Here is a 19921-nt window from a genome sequence, read left to right on the forward strand (position 1 = left end):
AGTAATGTCTGATATGTCACTCATTTAATCTCTTAGATTATGGCCGGAAATTATCGTGCATTCTTTCAGGAACTGCATTTTTTGGATCTAAATCACCATTTCTGACTGATTTTATATTTTTGAGGATATGCTCAAGACCCCCATCTATCTCATCATCTCTAATATCCGCAGATTCAGATGTTATACTGATAATTTCGCCAATAATGCCATTGTGATCCTTATCCCTCAGATTCATTCTGGAGAGCCACGATTCCAGTCTTTCCGGATTTGCCCCTGAAAGACTGTTCCAGATGCCGGCATTTTTGAGATCGTTTTCATGCTCTTTTAAGACAATCAGGTTTGAAAGTGCCCTGTATTCATTTTCAAGGCTTATCTGTGAACTGAGTTTGATCTCTCTTCTGTATATCAGCGATTCAATCCGTCTGGCAATACTGACCTCTTCACTCTCTGTCTCTGAATTTCCTGCTTCTTTGTATAATTCTTTGATGCGATCCTCAATCAGGAAAATCTCGTAACCGAGTTCATCAGATTTTTTTGAGAGGTGAACATCACGGATTTTTAAGACATTGAGCGGAAGCTCGTAGAGTTCTTTATTTTTGCCTTTAAACTGGAAAATTCTCATTATTCATAACTCCTGTCAGTTATCTTCATCAAAACTTTTTTCAGGATTTTTTTCAACTGAAAGGAGATATTCTGCATCCCCGGTATTGATTGATCCCGATTCAACACCGCTCCATGCCTCAATAAGCTGTTTTTCAGTCTCACCGAGATCTCCATCTGATTCAGCGACATCCATAAAGAGGATCTGGTTTAAATCATCAATAATTCCCTCAAATCCTTTGGCTGAGAGATTTATCCGTTTTTTAAGTTTAAGCTCCTCTCCCCTCAGATCCCCTGATATTAGTCTGTTCCCCGGATTTTTATGCGGTGTTGTAAGGATATTCAGTTCAATCACCATTCATAATGTTGTTTTTACAACATAATAAATATTTCTCCAATTCGGATGTTTAATATTATTCGCTCTGAAACCACATCCCATATGGAGACAATTATATATGTCCACCCGCCAAATAAATAATATGGATTATATTGTGTTCGTGGATTACTTCTCCGATGCCGAACGCAAACGAATTGATTATACAATTGAGAGATGGCGTGATAAAGCAGATATTGCCCGGGAAAAAGGAATAGTTATACGGTTTAAAGATAAGAATATTGACTCATTTCTGGATGACTTATACTCAAGGCTTGATGCCGGAAAGGAGCAGGTCCAGGTATTTGAAGCAAACACCCATAAGCCTGAGATTAAAGCCCGTGAAGAAGTGCTTAGATACCACTCATCTGCCGGCAGGGATGTAATTGAAAAATTTCTGGGCTACATAATGGCCAAGATAAATGCCCAGTATGAATTCAGAGATAATGGATTTGTCCGGTATGCTGCCTCCACAAAGAAAGGGCAGGCAAAGATAGAGATATCAATAACAGATAATAAGGCAGGCTCTGAAACCATAATAAAAATATCAGGATATGCCAGTTCTGCAAAATTTCTACATGACAGAATTGATGAAGAGATGAAAACTTTTCTTGGAGGCTTTTAGATGAGCAGTGAAGATCCGGCATGCATAACCAAACTGGCAAAGCCATCAAAACAGGTGCTCAATGAGGGCCTTTTCATCCGCCATGAGCCGCCTGAAAAGAGGATTTTACTCTGGAATCGTATAAAGATTAACAGGGAGATGTTTGTTGACGGGGAATGCGGAAATATACTGGATGACCTCGATATTCATTTCAGAGGTATATTTGATGCTTCACTTCTCTGCCTCTCTTCCACATTTAAAGATGAAGGATCTGAAGCTCTAACTGATATTTTTTCCGGAGCTGAGTACAGAGCCTATGAACATTTTGAGAGGATGAGAATAATTGAGATCTATTCCTCTGAAGATTTAAAGAAGAAGATCATCAAAAAAGATAATGATGTAATGGAAATTCTGAGAAATTACTATCTCTTTGGTGATTCACGATTTGATGAAATCCTGGATTCTGCTGAAATAAGACCTTCTCTGAGATATTTTTTCCATAAGAGATGGGATGAAATTAAAAAGAAGATAAATGAGGCAGCTTCGGTTTTAATCATGGATTCTGATTATCTTGTAAAACTGATCAGGATATGGGAAGATGAAGGGAGAAGAATTGCCAGTGTTTCAGGCGAGAACGAGAGAAAAAAGATTTTTGATGACCTCAGATGCCGGGAGGATAAACTCTCCGGGGAGCTAACGGGAAAAGATGAGGAGATATCCCGCTGCAGAGAGGAAATTGAAGGTTTAAAAGAGAGATTAAACTGGGCTGTACCGGATAAAAACCAAAGAGAGGAATATGCTGAAAATCCCGGCAGATATGTGACTTCCGGAGAAGCCAGACAGTATGAAATTAATCTCCTGAACAGATTTGGCCTTAAATTTTCTGACTTTGTATCATCAGTTGAAAAGAAATACAGAGTCTGTGGGATCCGTGAGGATAAGGTTAATCCACCGGAGTACTTTAAGGAGAGATTTGATCTCTCTTCAGATGATTATCTGAATATTCCAAGGAACAGTTCATTAAAGATTGATCTTATTGAGAAGAAGATCTTTGGCAGGAAAGAAAAAGTCCGGATTTATGTTGCTTTTATCTCAAGGCAGGCTGAATATGCAAGGTATTCCTGTGACTGCCTGCCGGCAGGGCTAAAAGACTTAAATATTATTATGGATAATGTCAGGTCTGACTGTACTGGCAATAAAATCCATGCCTTCCTCTTTGCCGCTTCACCGACCGGTTTTGATGATAAATGCAGATCAGTCATATCCGGAAATGAGAGTGCTCCAAACAATTCCTGCGGAAGTATATCCGTCTGCCTTTATGACCCTGAAACAGGATGTATTTCATATAACTCCGGAGATCCATTCTCCCGCACATTTTCAAAACTCTGCAATCCCGAACTTCCGGAAGAGAAGAAATTAAGGCTGAAAGATGAGGTTGACAGAAAAATATCTGAGGAGATTGCAGCTTTTGGCTGGTGCTCTCTTGAATCCTCCTTTGACAAAAAAAGGGACGACATTCTTCTGATAAAGCAGCTATTTTATCGTTTTGCTGAAGAGAAAGGCTACTGTGTTAAATATGTAAAAGATTCCGGACTTGTTATGATGTGATGGGCATATGAACGCAGATCAGCCAAAAAAAATTATGTTATCTGTTCAGTTGTTACTGGTTTACTGCTCTTTGTTTTAATTACCAGTTCATCCAGTATTTTGGCAAGGTCAAGCCATATTATCAGGCTGCTGTAGTTTCCGTGCTGTTCGGAAAATCCGTTTTTGTCACTGACCTTAATAATTCCCTTAACATAGGTGTTTAAATCGGAGGCCATATTCTCATTGATCTGTTCAACATCTTCTTCTGAGATCTGCATTACGCTATGAACAGAATCAACTATAATGCCTATTTTTGACCCTCTGCTGTCTGTATTTGTCAAAACAATGATATTTTTATTTTCAGCATCCTTTTCAGGCAGCTTAAGCAGTTTTGCAAGATTTACAATGTTTGTAATCTCGCCTCTGAGATTTATTATTCCTGAGATGTAATCTGCTGATCTTGGGATTGGTGTTATTGGCATCATCTCGACTATTTCACGGGCCAGATTGATGTCAAGGGCATATAATTCCCCCCCAAGTTCAAATTCAACGATATCTATTGCTGATGACATTTAGTGCATCTCCGGATTATACCTTAAAGACTTCAACTGATTTTTTAAGGTCTTCTGCCATTCCTGCCACTTCGTCAGCTCCGCTTCCGACCTCTTCAGATGAAGCGGAGACTTCCTCAGTCAGTGCTGCAATATCCTCTATTCTCTTCATGTTTTTGTGGGTAACCTGTGTGGTCTTTTCCATTGTCTGCATTACACGGTTGGTGGCATCTGCCTGATCTTCGGTGGCTTTTGCTATTTCATTTATTGCCCTTCCGGCATTGTCAGCACCGATTACCATACTGTTTAAGGCAATAATTGTTTCATTCACGCTTTCAATGCCTGACTGAATTTCATTATATGCAGATTTCATTGATTCAGCAGTCTTAGAGCTGTCTTTCTGAATTCCAATTATGAGTTTTTCAATGTTGTCCGTAGCCTTCTTTGAATCTCCTGCCAGGTTTTTGACCTCTCCGGCAACTACTGCGAATCCGCGCCCGTGTTCTCCGGCCCTTGCAGCTTCAATCGCGGCATTTAATGCAAGGAGATTTGTCTGGTTTGAGATATCTGTTATGAGTTTTATTATATTGCTAATCTCAACCATCTTCTCATTGAGTGCGTCAATTTCTTTCACACTTAATAAAGAGATCTTCTCTACTTCCTGCATCTTGTTATTTGCAATATTTCCAAGGTTTTTAGCTTCCTGACCAAGTGACGTAACCTCCTCGGCAGAGCCTTTGACTTCCTGAGATGTACTTGCAATCTCTTCAATTGAAGCTGACAGATCTGATATTTCCCTTGCAGCATCTTCTATATATTCTATCTGCCTTCTTGAATCCTCTGAAGTCTGCTGGGTATTGACTGCAACCTGCTCTATGGCTCTGGTTACTTCATCTATACCCTTGGTGGTATCAAGAATACTTATGCCAACTCTGTTTGCAATATCTATTACTTTTTTAACCGGCTCCACTATTGCGTCAAGCGTCTCATTTACTCCTCTTACAATTTCTGCAAAGTCTCCTGCATGGCGCGATACATCAGCTCTTATAGTAATTTTTCCTTCTGATGCCGCTTTTGTAAGCATACCTGTGTCTTCCACCAGAAGGTTTACGGCATCAATGCAGAGATTGAGGTTGTTCTTGATCTCGTTGAAGTCGCCGTTGTAGTTGTCAGTAATCCTCTCCGGAATGTCACCCCTGCTTATTCTCTCCACGTATTCGGCTGAGACATTCAGCGGCCCGACAACTGCGTCAAGCGTCTCATTTACGCCCCTGATTATGGCCGCAAAATCTCCGGCATGCCTGGAAACATCAGCTCTTGTATCAAGCCTTCCCTGCACTCCGGCCTCTGCGAGCATATTGGTATCTTCCACCAGAAGGTTTACAGCATCAATGCAGAGATTGAGATTGTTCTTGATCTCGTTGAAGTCGCCGTTGTAGTTGTCAGTAATCCTCTCCGGAATGTCACCCCTGCTTATTCTCTCCACGTATTCGGCTGAGACATTCAGCGGCCCGACAACTGCGTCAAGCGTCTCATTTACGCCCCTGATTATGGCCGCAAAATCTCCGGCATGCCTGGAAACATCAGCTCTTGTATCAAGCCTTCCCTGCACTCCGGCCTCTGCGAGCATATTGGTATCTTCCACCAGAAGGTTTACAGCATCAATGCAGAGATTGAGATTGTTCTTGATCTCGTTGAAGTCGCCGTTGTAGTTGTCAGTAATCCTCTCAGGAATGTCACCCCTGCTTATTCTCTCCACGTATTCGGCTGAGACATTCAGCGGCCCGACAACTGCGTCAAGTGTGTTATTGACACCCCTGATTATGGCCGCAAAATCTCCGGCATGCCTGGAAACATCAGCTCTTGTATCAAGCCTGCCCTGAACTCCGGCTTCTGCCAGCGTATTGGTATCTTCCACCAGGAGGTTTACGGCATCAATGCAGAGATTGAGGTTGTTCTTGATCTCGTTGAAGTCGCCGTTGTAGTTGTCAGTAATCCTCTCAGGAATGTCACCCCTGCTTATTCTCTCCACGTATTCGGCTGAGACATTCAGCGGCCCGACAACTGCGTCAAGTGTGTTATTGACACCCCGGATTATGGCCGCAAAATCTCCGGCATGCCTGGAAACATCAGCTCTTGTATCAAGCCTTCCCTGCACTCCGGCCTCTGCGATCATATTGGTATCTTCCACCAGGAGGTTTACGGCATCAATACAGAGATTGAGATTGTTCTTGATCTCGTTGAAGTCGCCGTTGTAGTTGTCAGTAATCCTCTCAGGAATGTCACCCCTGCTTATTCTCTCCACGTATTCGGCTGAGACATTCAGCGGCCCGACAACTGCGTCAAGCGTCTCATTTACGCCCCTGATTATGGCCGCAAAATCTCCGGCATGCCTGGAAACATCAGCTCTTGTATCAAGCCTTCCCTGCACTCCGGCCTCTGCGAGCATATTGGTATCTTCCACCAGGAGGTTTACGGCATCAATGCAGAGATTGAGGTTGTTCTTGATCTCGTTGAAGTCGCCGTTGTAGTTGTCAGTAATCCTCTCCGGAATATCACCCCTGCTTATTCTCTCCACGTATTCGGCTGAGACATTCAGCGGCCCGACAACTGCGTCAAGCGTCTCATTTACGCCCCTGATTATGGCCGCAAAATCCCCTGCATGCCTGGAAACATCAGCTCTTGTATCAAGCCTTCCCTGCACTCCGGCCTCTGCGAGCATATTGGTGTCCTCCACCAGAAGGTTTACAGCATCAATGCAGAGATTGAGATTGTTCTTGATCTCGTTGAAGTCGCCGTTGTAGTTGTCAGTAATCCTCTCAGGAATATCACCCCTGCTTATTCTCTCCACGTATTCGGCTGAGACATTCAGCGGCCCGACAACTGCGTCAAGTGTATTATTAACTTTGGAGATGATTGAACCCCATCCTCCGGGGAATTCATCAGAGTTCCCTCTGGTATCGAGTTTGCCATCAATTGCTGATTTTGTTATCAGATTCAGTTCATTCAATACATTATTTATAATCGCTCCGGTTTCATTGATGTTATTCTTTAATATTTCAGTATTTCCGGAGTATTCTTCAGTGATGTCTTCTATATTCTCTCCTTTAGAGAGAGCAAGGATAAAATTTCTGGCAAGTCTGAGCTGCGTCTTTAAATCTGCATTCTCCTTTATGTAATCATCCTTTGACATATCCGAATTATACTCCATGAATTCGGAATCAGATCCTGATGGATCCGCTTTGTTAACTCCCATTTCTCTGCCTCCTTTTTAAATTCTCTCCGGATATTTTAGATCCGGATATGCGTCGCAAATATTGCTGCAGAATATATTGTAATCTGCCAGACCAGCAATAAACTTAATTGATACAAAGTATATTTACATATTATACGACGCACAACTTTGTCAGTACCGTGTCTTAACCTCCCGGTGAGTTGAACCTGAATATGAAAGATGACACAGACGAAATAAATATGATACTGGACATTCTCGGATTAAATCCTGACGGGGTCATTATTAAAGATATCGCTGCTGAGCTGAATCTTAACAGAGATACCATTGCACGCCACCTCCGTGTGCTTCTGATGAAGGGAGATGTTGAAATAAAACAGATAGGGCCTGCAAAAATATATTACAGATCCCGGCGAATACCAACATCCGTTCTGAAGAATTTCTGCCCGTACCCACAGGTATATTTCAATAAATTAATGAGGATCACTGAAATTAATACAGAATTCAGGAAGCTGGCAGGCCCTGTGCCTGAAGTAATTGTCGGAAAAAAACCCGATGAACTGGATATTCAGCTGTTTCTGGATGAAACACTGAATATGTACTATAAAACTGCCCTCAATGGATGTAAAACAGTAAAATATCTCAATACGTCACTTAACGGGAATAATTATTATTTTAAGGTTATTCTCCTGCCTGTTGTTCTTGAAGACGGAAGAGCAGGTTTGTGCATTATTTTAATTGATAAAACTGCTTCTGCCAGTTCAAAGGATATAACTGAGAAAAGTGAGGATTTTTACAGGACAATTGTTGAAGATCAGACAGAATATATTTGCCGGGTTATGCCTGACGGAACTTTTACCTATGCCAATCGGGCGTACTGTGAGATGAGGGGCAAAAGTCCTGACGAACTTATCGGACGTAAATTCCTTCCACTAAATCTTAATAAAATAATATCAGGCAATTTTTCAGGGTTCACGGTTGATAATCCGGTCATTACAGAAGAGATACAGGTTGTTCTTCCAAATGGTGAAATATCGTGGCAGCAGTGGAAGATAAGGGGAATATTTGATGATAATCACATTTTAACCGAATTTCAGATGGCAGGCCGGGATTTTACCGAACTTAAACGTGCAGAAGAGCAGATTAAGATGTACCATTCCAACCTTGAAATTCTTATTAAAGAACGTACAAATGAACTTCAGGCAATTAACAGAGAACTTATCGAAGAAATTTCAGAGAGAAAAGAGACAGAAGATAGATTAAATCTTGCAATTGAAGGGTCCAAATATGCTTTCTGGGACTGGGATCTGGTGACAGACAGGGCCGTTTTTGGCCGGAAACTGACTGAAATGCTTGGTCTGTATCCTGAAGATATGAATAATAATATTGACTCATGGAGAACCAGAGTTCATCCAGAAGATCTCCCGCATGTAATTCAGTCTCAGAAAGACCATTTCAGCGGCATAAGTGATTATTATGAAGCTGAATACAGAATGAAACATAAGGATGGTTATTATGTCTGGATGTATGCAATAGGAAGGGTTAGTTCAAGAGGGCTGGATGGCACTCCCATACGAATGTCCGGACTTCAGTCAGACATATCTGAGAAAATTCAGATTAAAAAAGACTTTGAATTTCAGAAATTACTGATAAATTCACTATCTCAGATCTCCGGATTAAAAGAGGCAACAGAGCTGTGCCTGGAAAATGCAGTAAAATATACTGACCTGAATTCCGGCTGTTTTTACACCTATGATAAATACAACGATAAATTCAGGCTTCTTTCATCCTATGGGTTATATAACAGTGAAACAGAATGCCTGAATAATATTGAGTCATATCCGGAAATTAATCTTAAAATTTCAGGCGCAGGACCACAATATATCAGCATAAAAAATTCGTTCCAAAAAGAAAATAACATTCATGAATTAAATGATTATAAATCTGTAGCAATAATTCCTGTAAAGTATAATAATATCCCTGCCGGAATTTTTTGCCTCTTCTCAAAGGAATTTGATGAAATTCCGGATGCCGCCAGAAACACACTTGAATCTGCCTCAGGTCTGCTGAACGGAACATTACTTAGAATAAAAACTGACGGTGAGATTATAAAAACACAGAAACATCTTGCTTTTGCATTAAACGTTGCAAAGATGGCTATTTTTGAAATTAATCTGCAAAATGAAATGATGACATTTTATTATCCCGATAAAAGGGCGATAAAGGGATCTGAATACATATTAAAGAAAGTTCAGATACCCTGGAAGAGATCTCTTCATCCAGAAGACTACGAAAAAGTCACAAAGGCAATTGAAGATCATGCTAACGGTTCAGTTCCATATTATCGATCAATACACAGAGTAATTTCAGATGACGGTTCAGTTGCATGGTACTCAAATTCCGGAAAAATTGTGGAGTGGGATGATAAAAACAGACCTCTGATAATATCCGGAGTTTCTGCAAATATCACAGAAGAAAAGGTAAAACCTTTCATTCAGGAATAAATCTCTCAGATTATTCCCGGAACAATATTTAATTTTGGCAGTACTGTTGCCGGTTGTTGGCTACCGGATTTAATCCCGCTCTTTTCAAACTGACGATGGCTGCGTACCTACTCTCATCCGGTTTTTTGGTTATTAATTGCCGGGTTTAATCCCGCTCTCCAGTATTACTTCCAGTGTTCTTCTCAGCCTTTCATTACAGTTTTTCTCTAAAGGAGGGCCATGACCAAAGAAGATCTTTGAAACCTCTTTCCTGCACAGATATTTCATTGCCCTCACATAATTTTCCTCAAATGACCAGTCACCCGGATTTATTATTACCGGAGTATCGCCCACAAACAGATAACCATTGTCTTTGCAGTACAGGCAGACGGAATCCTGGGTATGTCCGGGAGTATGTATCACTTCAAAATATTTATCTGCAATAAGTAAGGATTCTCCTCCTTTCAGTATAACATCAACTCCTTTAATAAAAGGTGAAAATCCAAATACCGTAGGTGAATATTCCTTCTTGACTACTTCAAGCAGGGAAGTGTGGTCGTAGTGATTGTGGGTGATTACTATCTGATCTATCAGTTTTTTTCCGGGATATACCACAATATCTTTGAACTTTTCAAAAATTATTCTGTCCCTCCCTATGTCTATAATTGTATTATTTGAAGGAACTGAACTGAATTCACTTTTCAGATAATAGACATTGCAGGTATATGTTGTCGGGTTTTCGGTTAGATTTAAGACTTTCAACTGTACAGACCTCCGGTTTAATACCTTATTTTTCTGTATATTCTGGCATTGCTCACAATCTGTTCAAACTTAACTGATAACTGTTCAGGCATCTTCTGGGTCTGTTCGGTGATAAAAAAACCTCCGTCTGTGAGTGAATTATAAAACATATTTATCACATTTATCCGCTGTTCTTCTGAAAAATGGAGAAGAACATTTTTGCATAATATTACATCAAACGGTTTTTCTGCCACAGGTCTCAGTGACAGGAGATCATGATGAATATATTTCACATGATTTCTGATATTATCAGAGATTATGTGATTTCCGTTCTTCTCCGGATCTTTATCAAAGTATCTGTTAAACATTCCGGCAGGTATTTTTGCAAGGGCTTCTTCCGGATATGAACCTCTGTCAATAATGGCTTTAAATCTGTTATTTGGATCTATATCTGTTGCATAAATATTTATCTCTGAGAACCGGAGATCATCCAGAGCCTCTTTAAGAATAATTGCAAGTGTATATGGTTCCGAACCATTTGCACAACCGGCACTCCAGATATTTATCCCGGTTCCGGCATTTATGTCTGTGAATTCCGGATGATTATTCTTATTATATGTACCGGTGCTTTCAGTTTTCTCTTTTAACGTCCCGTGGTATTTGGTCTTATCTTCAGGATCACCCACTGATTTTTTATATCTTATAATTTCAGGGATAATTACCGAGTGTACCATATTCAGGGTGTGAAGATCACGAAAGAAGTATGTTGCACCCATTACTGCACCTCATTTATATTTTCCGTGGTTAATTTTTTTCTGTAGAGATTCTGATCAGGTACAATGCGTGAAAAATGTTTCCGGAAGCATTCCGGCATATCCTGTGAAAATTCGGTCAGTAAAAAACCCTCTTTGGCAAGTGAATTGTAAAACATTTTAATCACATTTTTCTGTTCTTCCGGAGTAAAATGCTGCAGGACGTGCTTGCAGATAATTATATCAAAATTATTCCCTATTGTTTTTAATGAGAGAAGATCATGCCTGTGATAACTGATCTTCTCCCTTAATTCTTCGTCAATGATGAAAACATCCGGTTCATCTTCGTTATGTGAAAAGTATCTCTTCATAATTTCCGGAGGTACTGATGAGATCTGGTTTTTTCTGTACCTGCCTGTATTTATTGCTTCACCAAAAATTCTGCTGCTGTCTATATCGGATGCTACAACAGTTATTTTGCTGAATATTTCTTCATCGGTATTTTCTTTTAAATGAATCAGCAGTGAATAGACTTCAGGGCCGTTTGCACATCCGGCATCCCAGATTGTGATATTCTCCTTATCTGCAACCGTGGGCAGAACATATTCCGGGATCAGTTTTATTGCATCAAGGTCACGGAAAAAGAAAGTAAATGCCATATTCAATGAAATTATAATTGGCTATATATGTTAAAATGATCCTTTTTTACACCTGCCTGGTTGAGATATGCTTAATAATCCGGTATTTCCTGAAATATTTTGGATATTGTTGAAATATTCAGTGCTCAACCACAACTTACAAATAGAATAAATTCTAATTGCAGTCTGTGGTATAAATGGGTTTTGACAGTTCAAAATGTGACTTTTCAAGGTGCAGGGGCGAGTGCCTTACACGCTGCCCTTATGTTTCATATGATGAAAAAATGGCAAAGGATGCAATCCGGACACTTATTTCAGGTGAGGAATCTCCGATTCTCTCTGAATGCATAACCTGCGCAGCCTGCAATGATTTCTGTCCTACAGGTGCAAATCCCTGGGATCTGATTGCATGGCGACAGGAGCAGACAGATATACTTAAAATTCCGGCAGATGCAAAGCCGTCAAGTGACTGGCTTGTAAAACCGTATAAAGTGAGGCGTGGAAAACCCGGCGGCCCGCTTATCTCCATGGGTGGCATTTATGAAGTTGTTCCGCAGGAGGAATTTCTTAAAGGAAAGATGTTTGACGATGCAACTCTGATTGGAGGCGGAGATATTGCCTGTGGTTTTACGGAGACGCATCTTGGCCGGGCTTCAAGGCCGCTTAAAAATCTGCCTGCGTTTATAAAAAATCTGTCCCATGCCGCAGAGGAGTTTGGTGTTGATGAGATTGTATTCACTCATGATGCCTGCTACAATGTGGCTACCACTCTTGCAATGTCGCAGAATATGGAAGTTGAATTCAGACCGGTTCATATTCTGGAGTACATACGCAACTGGTTAAAAGAGCACAAGGATGAGATAACCCCACTTAACCTGAAAGCAGGCCTTCAGGGAGGATGCACCACAAGATATGCACCTGACCGCGGAGACGGTGAGATCTGGTCAGACTGGACTCGTGAGATATTTGAGATGATTGGTGTTGAGTCAGTTGAAGCGAACCGGAAATATACCGGAGAGAACAGGCTCTGCTGCGGCTCAAGTATATTTCACTCCCAGCACGAGAGGGCGCTTAACATTCAGAAGATGAATATTCAGGACGCAATTGATGCAGGAGCTGAGCGTTATGTCTTCATCTGTCCGGCCTGCATCGCAATTATGAGAATGACATGCAGGAAACTTAATCTCGAACCGGTTTATATCACTCAGCTGGTAAGACTGGCTCTTGGTGAGGACATTGGAGAGGCAGGTATGGCAGCTTTTGGCTATCCGGTCAGATAACCGGAACATAATATCATATCTTTGAAAAAGGTGATTAAAAATGGTTAAATTTACTGAAGAGATGAAAGATGGGCTAAGAGTGCCCGGAAAAGGCGGCAGTCTGGTGTACCTCTGTACATCAAGTCTGGACGGAAAGCCGAATATTGCGGCAATGCGTTTTGTTGCAACCCATATGGAGGATAAAATTCTTATTGCAGATATGTTCCTATTAAAGACCAAGATGAACATCAAGGAAAATCCCAATGTAACGGTTGCAATCTGCCACCCGCTGAAAGAGGGCCGATGGTGGGCATTTAAAGGAAAGGCAGTTGATATTGAGTACGGTTTCCCGCGTGATTTTGACTGGTATGGTGCAAATGCAACAGACATCCTGAATGAATGGGGAGACTGGAATAGATCTGAACCTCCGGAAGAAGTGCCGCCTGACATTGTATTTCCAAAAGCCGCCCAGCGTGGTGTTGTTGTAGTGCATGTGGAAGAGGCATACTCAATTGAGCCTGGCCATGCCGGGGAGAAAATTTTGTAGGTGTGATTAAAATGACAGTAAAACTGACAGAAAGGATGCAGGCATGGATCGAAAAGATGGGCTGCCACCTCTGTGTTGCAACACCACAGGGTGTTCCATATGTTGCTCTTGGCCGTTATGCCAGAGTAACAGGAGAGGACGAGGTTGCATTTGCGCTTGCAAAGGATGAACTCTCTGTGATCTATCCGGCATTATCGGTTAATCCGTGGGTTGCCTTTGGGGTATCACATCAGGGAGGAATAAGGGCTTCATTTCAGTTCAAGGGAATTGGCCATCTGGTAAAGGAAGGGCCTTTGTTTGACAATATTGCAAAGGATGCTGAGGCGGTTGATACATATGCAGTGCTGTATGTAAAGATCAGTGAGATATACTGCACAAAACCAGGAGCTGAAGCCGGACAGCGGCTTGATATTATGTCACCTGATGAGGTGTGCGACTGGGAAAAGGTGCGCTGGAAGGATATCCCCAGAAAGTAATTATAGTTACGGAGTGTCAGATGAGCAGTGATAGTACAGAGAATCAGGGATCAGCAGATAAAAAAATTCCAAAGAAATTCCCCTGGATTATTCCTTTCTCCTGTGAGGGATGTGGGGACTGTGTTGAGGTATGCCCAACCGGTTCAATAGAACTCATAGATCTTGGAAAGAAGGTGGATAAAGCATGGATAACAAATCCTGACACCTGTATCGGGTGCGGTAAATGCTCACAGGCATGTGTTGTCGGAGCTGTACAGATGACTGAATATGTAGATCGTGCAATACAGAGATATAGAGATAAGAAAACACCGGAATGATTCTTTCATGTAAATCATTTTCCGGACATCTTTTTTTCAGAGCCGCAGTTATAAAAATTACAGGGGGGCAGAAATATGATCGAAACCAATTTTGGCTGGATAAGAATCAATGGTGAGACTTTTGAGTATGATATTGTCATCCATACTGACGGCAGTATTACCAGAAGAAACAGGAAGGGATCAAAGAAACTTAAAGGAATATATGGTCATACGCCACTTACTTCAGATGAACTTGAATTTCTGAGAGAGGAGAGGCCTGAAGTTGTTTATGTCGGTACCGGACAGAATGGTGCACTTCCGATAACTCCGGATGCAGAAGAAATACTTGCAGATTATAGAGCAGTTATTGGTACTACTCCTGAAATTATTCCTGAAATTAAAGTTGAAACCCGGAAATATTCAGCCATCATTCATGTAACCTGCTGACTATTATTCCGGGCGGCAATTTTACAATCTATACCTTATGCCTGTTTATGCTGATGCAGGCCGAATGATTCCAGAATTACATCTCCGTTTAAAGATCCAAAGCTGAAGACTTCTCCTGTTGAGCAGTCGTTGATCATAATTTCGGCAGGCGAGAACGCAAGTTTTGAGTCAATTTTCATGAAATCGTATCCGGCCTCCTTAAATAATCTGTAAAACGGCCTGCCATAGTCAGGCGAGGACTGCGAGATTATCCCCTCATATACAGGATCATATCCCTCTGTTGTGAGGCATACTGAACCATAGTATATGTTGCAGTCGTTTGTTGTTCCCATCGCCTCCATCTTATTTTTCTTCACCGGAGCAATGGGTGAACGTCCTGTGGCATGCCTTATAAGGCTAAGGTCAGAGCCGTTCTCCTCAAGTGAATGAAGAACCATTGTTGCAACTCTTGCCGAAATCTGGATTGATCCCACAAGGGAGTTTATCGGTGCAATCAGTATTGTGAGTCCTGATGGATCAATGCCGCATTTTTCTGCGATATATTCAGTGGTTTTTATATCCGGAAATCTGTCAGATTCAAGTGCTATGACCGCAGTCTCTGATATGTCACTGTAGCCTATGGTGCTGTAGGTCTTTTTCGGCTTTAGGGCCAGTGCCCTTGCAGGGCCGGAAGCCATCGCAGAATAGCCTTCAGTCTTTATAATCCATCCGGCTTTCTGTGATCCAAGGCATGCTATGGCCGGATGCTGAATGGTCAGGTCGAGAAAAGGGAAAGGAATCCCGTTAATATGGCCGGTTGTGATTCCGGCAGTGGCAAGTCCGCCCAGGCATGCCTGTACGTACATTATTCCTGCCTGATAACTACCCCTGACATTTATTCCGCAGTCAATTATTGTAGCTTTGTTTTCAAGAGTATTGGATGATACTTCAAGTTCTGACTGCCTTATTATCATCTCCTGTACAATTGGCTCTGTAAGCTGGTTTATGCTGATCATAATAAATTCTCCGTTAACAGACCTGTTGTTTCTGATTAGAAATAAGTTTCTGCTAAATTTCCTGGAAATGTCTCCTCTGTTAATTCCAGCAAAAACTAGTGGGACGCTGCCGGTTTTTCCTAATCACCTCCGGATATTATTGTCTTTTTACCGGCTTTCATATCATTTCTGAGCCATTTTATTGCCAGAATCCCGGTGAACAAAGTCTGAACTATAATATAAAATATAATAATTATCAATGCTGTGTGGACAGATTCAAAACTGCTCAGTGTTATCAGAAAAGCAACTCCGGCATTTCTGTTTGCTGAACTTATTGCCATTGATTTCTTCTCTTCTGTAGTTTCTCCCCCTGCATAATAGGATATTATTATTGAGATTAATGTGATCAGAATGATTGCAGTTATCACACCTGTATCTTTAATATCCAGGGAAAAACCCTGTTCTGATCCGGAGATAAATATTAATGTAAGAGATAATACAATCACCACTGCTCCGGAGAGATTGGATGCCCAGAATGCACTGCCTGACAGACGGTCAGCAATTGCAGGTTTTTCTGCCCTCAGAAGCATTCCGGTCAGAATCGGAATTATCTGAATTATTGCCAGGGTTTTTATCACCGGCCAGGGGTCTATTGCTGCTGATTCAGGGATTATCAGCATCAGGGTGAAAGGAGTTGTAAACACTGCAAGAGTACACAGGAGAAACATCAGTCCGGTTGAATGACCTACATCACCGTTTGCAGCTTCAGTAATTCTTGGTGCATATGATGCACCGGGTGCACATGCCATTGCCAGAAAGCCGGACATTACATCGCCCCGGATATAGAGAAACATTATAAGGACAACTGCCACAAGCGGGATTATGAGCAGATTAATGAATAGGGCCGTGGTGAGCACTCCCTTTTTTAAAAGTGCTTTTTCAATGTTTTTAAAGGACAATCCAAGTCCGATTGAAAACATTGAGGATATAATGAAGAGATATATCAGTCCGAGTAATATCTGGCTTATAAACACGTTATAATCACATTTATATCAGAGGTATTAATATTACCTGTTATTAATCGGTATTTCGGACGAATTCCGGTTTAAAAAAGGAGCAACACAAACATACATCCGATTAAATTATACACCACACATGATTAAACTTCAATATCCCAACAATTATTTTATTGTCAATACTATTCCGCATAAGATTATGGATAAATTCCGGAGAATAAATCCCGATTGATCCGTCTCTTAGTATAACTGACCAATACTCCATATTCTTTGAATATTAGCGGTTGTCCGGGAGGAAAATTCATCAAAGTAACCAACAACCATGTTTCTGCTCATCCGTGGCATTTTTATCCTGAATCACCTCTGCACCTTCCGGCCGCCGGTAATCTGTGGAATATGGTTTCATATAATGAAGTTTTAACTTATATTTTAAGATCCTTGTAATTTGTGATGCACTATATTCAACAGAAAATTTCTGAAATACCAGTTCAACAACTTCTTTTACTGTCCAGTGTTCTCTTTCACCCAGTAAGCGATATAACTCTTCCATTTGTTCATCCGAAAGTTTGGAAGGTCGCCCATCACCATATTGACGCTGAAGTCCGTCGCATCCGCTTTCATTCCATGCGTTCTGCCAGTTATAACCTGTAGATTTAGAAGCTCCAACTCTCCCGGAGGCTTTATTTACACTTAATCCGGAATATCTCATTTTTATAAATATAAGGCGTTTGAGAGTATCGCCATCTTTTTCTTTTTTTATCCAGGCTTTCAATTCATCTTCTGAAATATGTTGAATTATATGAACATGCTCACAATTTACCATGTCACGTAATTAGACGGCAATAGTAAAAATACTTTTGCGTAGATCTATAATATTTGTGGAAATTTCAAAGTGCCGCTATTTATTCCGGAGAGGATAACTTAACGAAGCGTAGGTGAATGACTATAATCCTGCAAAGTCAAAACGATAATAACAAATGAGAAAGACTGAACTGTTAGCACCTGCCGGTGACTGGTCCTGCCTGAAGACAGCTGTTTTAAATGGTGCGGATGCTGTCTATTTCGGCATTAAAAATATGAATATGCGGGACAATGCCGGAAATTTTGAGATCAGTGAACTTCCGGTAATTATGGATTATCTGCATGAAAATAATAAAACGGGTTATCTGACACTGAATACTATTTTTTATAACCATGAACTGGAAAAGCTTGAGAAAGTTATTCCGGCTGCCAAATCAGCCGGAGTGGATGCTGTCATCTGCTGGGATATGGCAGTCTTTGATCTGGCAAAAAAAGCCGGAATGTCCATTCATATCTCAACGCAGGCGAGTGTCTCAAATTACCGGGCATTTAAGTATTATGCAGATTTGGGGGCTGAAAGAATAATTCTGGCGAGGGAATGTTCACTTTCTGACATATCTGAAATACACAGACTTGCTGAAGCTGACGGCCTTAACTGTGAGATTGAAACATTTATTCATGGTGCTATGTGTGTCAGTATGTCAGGCAGGTGTTTTCTCTCTGCTGATACATTTGGCAAATCTGCAAACCGCGGGCAGTGCCTGCAACCATGCCGGAGACTGTACAGAATAACTGATGTTGAAGAGGAGGACAACTCATACATTTTAGGGCATAATTTTGTGCTCAGTCCAAAGGATTTATGTTCGGTTGAGATTCTTCCTGAGCTTGTCAATGCCGGAATCAGCTCTTTTAAAATTGAGGGGAGGATCAGACCACCGGAGTACGTTAAAACCACAGTCTCCTGTTACAGAAAGGCTCTGGATGCGGTTTATGCCGGAAATTTTAGTCCGGAACTTGCAGGGGAGCTTAAAGGGGAACTTGCAAAGGCATATAACCGGGGATTTTCACAGGGATTTTATAAAGGGACTGAAAGAGACTGGATCAGCAGTGGGCCGTCTGCGACTGAGTCCAAAGTGTACTGCGGAGAGGTTGTAAAATATTACAGGAAAATTAAAGTTGCTGAAATTCTCATTCGTGCCGGAGATCTGAAAACCGGAGATAAAATTCTGATTTACGGCAGGACAACTCCGGCAGATTACAATATAGTTGATGAAATACAGATTGAACACAAAACTGTAGAGTCTGCCTTAAAAGGCCAGAACTGCGGGATAAAAATACCTTTTACAGTCAGGCCAAAGGATAAGATATTCATCATAAAGAGAAAAGAAGAGTAAAAAAAGAACTATTTAATCCGGCATTATCGTCGGATTATAAATCATATCTAATAAGTCATGACTCGTGAGTGTGCTCTGTTTCAGTTTTAGATTCAGTTTCAGTTTCAGTTTCAGTTTCAGATTTTTGTTCTGAATTACGGGCACTGCTCCTGTCATCACATCCGGCAGATGTATTCTCCACATTATCCGGAATATAATTCTTATTATTCCGGTTGTATTCCTGCCAGAAACTCTTCTCTTTCCTCCAGATTACAGCCTCATACAGCATCAGAACCACCAGTACAAGACATCCTCCAAAGAAGAATGAGAGAACCATCATATGAATCATATCTGCAGGCAGATAATTATCTTCCCAAACATCTGAAACGCCGGCAGAACCTGAACCGGCAGATCTTCCGGTTATAACAGCTGCACTATATTCACTATATTCACCTGATCTCTCATCACCTGTATCGTCAGCGACAACTTCCACCTGTACTTCATTGCCGTTATCAGATGCTGTGGCATATGCCTGCACTTCAGCCCTCTGCCCGTCTTCCGGCAGTCCGGGCGGCAGTGCACCTTTAGCCGCCGGTTCAGGCAGGGCAGTCTCTTCCGTCACATCAGATCTGCTATAACCACCACCGCCGCCGCTGTAGTTATCAGATGCAGATGCGGCAGACACAGCTTCAGATTCGTCATAACCAGACAAACCAAATACCATAGTATCCGGAGAAATACCCTGATTCAGATCTGAAGAGATCATACCCGGAATAACGCCTGAAATGCCGAATACGAAAAGAGAAGCCAGTATCAGGAGGCCAAAGACCGAAGCATACTTTAAAAGAATGGATCTTAAATCCTTATTTCCGGCAGACATAATAACAACCTGCCCGGATGCCCCGTAAACCTTGACCTCACGCCCCTTCTCACTGTATTTTATTCTTCTGATCTCAACCATGCCCGAATCGAGGAGATTTTCAACATGGTACTTGGCAGTCGTCATTGGAATGCCAAGATTATCTGTAATGTCTGAGAGTGTCATATCTTTTGACCGGAGAAATCCCATAATTTCACCCGCGACAGGGCTGGCCATTGCCTTACCTATCTTTTTGGCCCTCTCATCACCCGGTTCTAAAATTATGAGATCTTCAGACATTTATAAAAATTA

The 19921-nt window shown here is 41.3% G+C and carries 20 protein-coding genes; 9 read left to right on the forward strand and 11 right to left on the reverse strand.

Features of this window, described 5'->3' with window-relative positions; genetic code table 11:
* Positions 1-37: 37 nt before the first annotated feature.
* Both L6E24_RS01740 and L6E24_RS01745 read right to left on the reverse strand, forming a co-directional pair.
* The gene (locus L6E24_RS01740; RefSeq protein WP_257743017.1) at positions 38-622 is read right to left on the reverse strand and encodes a hypothetical protein; all 585 of its coding nucleotides are present in this window, start codon (positions 620-622) and stop codon (positions 38-40) included.
* A 15-nt stretch (positions 623-637) separates the two neighbouring features.
* Positions 638-958: a hypothetical protein gene (locus tag L6E24_RS01745; protein ID WP_257743018.1), complete on the reverse strand. Its 321-nt coding sequence runs from the start codon at positions 956-958 to the stop codon at positions 638-640.
* Between the two features lie 121 nt (positions 959-1079).
* Here L6E24_RS01745 and L6E24_RS01750 point away from each other — a divergent pair, with 121 nt between their 5' ends.
* Both L6E24_RS01750 and L6E24_RS01755 read left to right on the forward strand, forming a co-directional pair.
* Positions 1080-1598 carry a hypothetical protein gene (locus L6E24_RS01750; protein ID WP_257743019.1) on the forward strand — a complete coding sequence of 173 codons (519 nt, stop codon included), beginning with the start codon at positions 1080-1082 and terminating at the stop codon, positions 1596-1598.
* On the forward strand, positions 1599-3185 hold the full coding sequence (locus L6E24_RS01755; RefSeq protein ID WP_257743020.1) for a hypothetical protein: 1587 nt from the start codon (positions 1599-1601) through the stop codon (positions 3183-3185).
* A 32-nt stretch (positions 3186-3217) separates the two neighbouring features.
* On the opposite strand, the gene L6E24_RS01760 is transcribed toward L6E24_RS01755, so the two are convergent.
* A complete protein-coding gene (locus tag L6E24_RS01760) occupies positions 3218-3736 on the reverse strand; it encodes a chemotaxis protein CheW (protein WP_257743021.1) in 519 nt (172 codons plus the stop codon).
* Positions 3737-3752: 16 nt separating this feature from the next.
* On the reverse strand, positions 3753-6971 hold the full coding sequence (locus tag L6E24_RS01765; RefSeq protein WP_257743022.1) for a methyl-accepting chemotaxis protein: 3219 nt from the start codon (positions 6969-6971) through the stop codon (positions 3753-3755).
* A 191-nt stretch (positions 6972-7162) separates the two neighbouring features.
* On the opposite strand from L6E24_RS01765, the gene L6E24_RS01770 reads away from it, so the two are divergent.
* A complete protein-coding gene (locus L6E24_RS01770; protein ID WP_257743023.1) occupies positions 7163-9451 on the forward strand; it encodes a PAS domain-containing protein in 2289 nt (762 codons plus the stop codon).
* A 132-nt stretch (positions 9452-9583) separates the two neighbouring features.
* Here the strand turns inward: L6E24_RS01770 and L6E24_RS01775 are convergent, their stop codons facing one another.
* From L6E24_RS01775 to L6E24_RS01785, 3 genes are read right to left on the reverse strand one after another with little or no spacing between them, the layout of a single operon-like run.
* Entirely contained in the window at positions 9584-10192 is a 609-nt protein-coding gene (locus L6E24_RS01775) for an MBL fold metallo-hydrolase (protein ID WP_257743024.1), read from the reverse strand.
* A gap of 17 nt (positions 10193-10209) precedes the next feature.
* Positions 10210-10947 (reverse strand): CheR family methyltransferase, encoded by a 738-nt coding sequence (locus L6E24_RS01780; RefSeq protein ID WP_257743025.1) that lies wholly within the window; start codon positions 10945-10947, stop codon positions 10210-10212.
* Positions 10947-11582 (reverse strand): CheR family methyltransferase, encoded by a 636-nt coding sequence (locus L6E24_RS01785; protein ID WP_257743026.1) that lies wholly within the window; start codon positions 11580-11582, stop codon positions 10947-10949. The genes L6E24_RS01780 and L6E24_RS01785 overlap by 1 nt, the downstream gene beginning before the upstream one ends.
* Positions 11583-11758: 176 nt before the next feature.
* Between L6E24_RS01785 and L6E24_RS01790 the strand changes: the two genes are divergently transcribed.
* From L6E24_RS01790 to L6E24_RS01810, 5 genes are all read left to right on the forward strand, one after another.
* Positions 11759-12841, forward strand: a complete 1083-nt coding sequence (locus tag L6E24_RS01790) for a heterodisulfide reductase-related iron-sulfur binding cluster (RefSeq protein ID WP_257743027.1) — start codon at positions 11759-11761, stop codon at positions 12839-12841.
* Positions 12842-12881: 40 nt separating this feature from the next.
* Entirely contained in the window at positions 12882-13367 is a 486-nt protein-coding gene (locus tag L6E24_RS01795) for a pyridoxamine 5'-phosphate oxidase family protein (protein WP_257743028.1), read from the forward strand.
* 11 nt (positions 13368-13378) lie between these two features.
* Entirely contained in the window at positions 13379-13843 is a 465-nt protein-coding gene (locus tag L6E24_RS01800; protein WP_257743029.1) for a hypothetical protein, read from the forward strand.
* 20 nt (positions 13844-13863) lie between these two features.
* On the forward strand, positions 13864-14160 hold the full coding sequence (locus L6E24_RS01805) for an NADH-quinone oxidoreductase subunit I (RefSeq protein ID WP_257743030.1): 297 nt from the start codon (positions 13864-13866) through the stop codon (positions 14158-14160).
* A gap of 75 nt (positions 14161-14235) precedes the next feature.
* A complete protein-coding gene (locus tag L6E24_RS01810; RefSeq protein ID WP_257743031.1) occupies positions 14236-14586 on the forward strand; it encodes a hypothetical protein in 351 nt (116 codons plus the stop codon).
* Positions 14587-14621: 35 nt separating this feature from the next.
* Here the strand turns inward: L6E24_RS01810 and mch are convergent, their stop codons facing one another.
* The 3 genes from mch to L6E24_RS01825 all read right to left on the reverse strand — a co-directional run bounded on the left by mch (position 14622) and on the right by L6E24_RS01825 (position 17348).
* Complete coding sequence (gene mch / locus L6E24_RS01815) at positions 14622-15581, reverse strand: methenyltetrahydromethanopterin cyclohydrolase (protein ID WP_257743032.1); 960 nt, start codon at positions 15579-15581, stop codon at positions 14622-14624.
* 119 nt (positions 15582-15700) lie between these two features.
* The gene (locus tag L6E24_RS01820; RefSeq protein WP_257743033.1) at positions 15701-16594 is read right to left on the reverse strand and encodes a bile acid:sodium symporter family protein; all 894 of its coding nucleotides are present in this window, start codon (positions 16592-16594) and stop codon (positions 15701-15703) included.
* Positions 16595-16880: 286 nt separating this feature from the next.
* Entirely contained in the window at positions 16881-17348 is a 468-nt protein-coding gene (locus L6E24_RS01825; RefSeq protein WP_257743034.1) for a helix-turn-helix domain-containing protein, read from the reverse strand.
* A gap of 205 nt (positions 17349-17553) precedes the next feature.
* On the opposite strand from L6E24_RS01825, the gene L6E24_RS01830 reads away from it, so the two are divergent.
* Positions 17554-18771, forward strand: coding sequence for a U32 family peptidase (locus L6E24_RS01830; protein ID WP_257743035.1), 1218 nt, complete (start codon positions 17554-17556; stop codon positions 18769-18771).
* Positions 18772-18826: 55 nt separating this feature from the next.
* Here the strand turns inward: L6E24_RS01830 and L6E24_RS01835 are convergent, their stop codons facing one another.
* On the reverse strand, positions 18827-19909 hold the full coding sequence (locus L6E24_RS01835; RefSeq protein ID WP_257743036.1) for an ArsR/SmtB family transcription factor: 1083 nt from the start codon (positions 19907-19909) through the stop codon (positions 18827-18829).
* Between the last annotated feature and the right edge of the window lie 12 nt (positions 19910-19921).

Origin of the sequence: Methanoplanus endosymbiosus, assembly GCF_024662215.1 — an archaeon.
In the GTDB taxonomy this organism is placed as follows: domain Archaea; phylum Halobacteriota; class Methanomicrobia; order Methanomicrobiales; family Methanomicrobiaceae; genus Methanoplanus; species Methanoplanus endosymbiosus.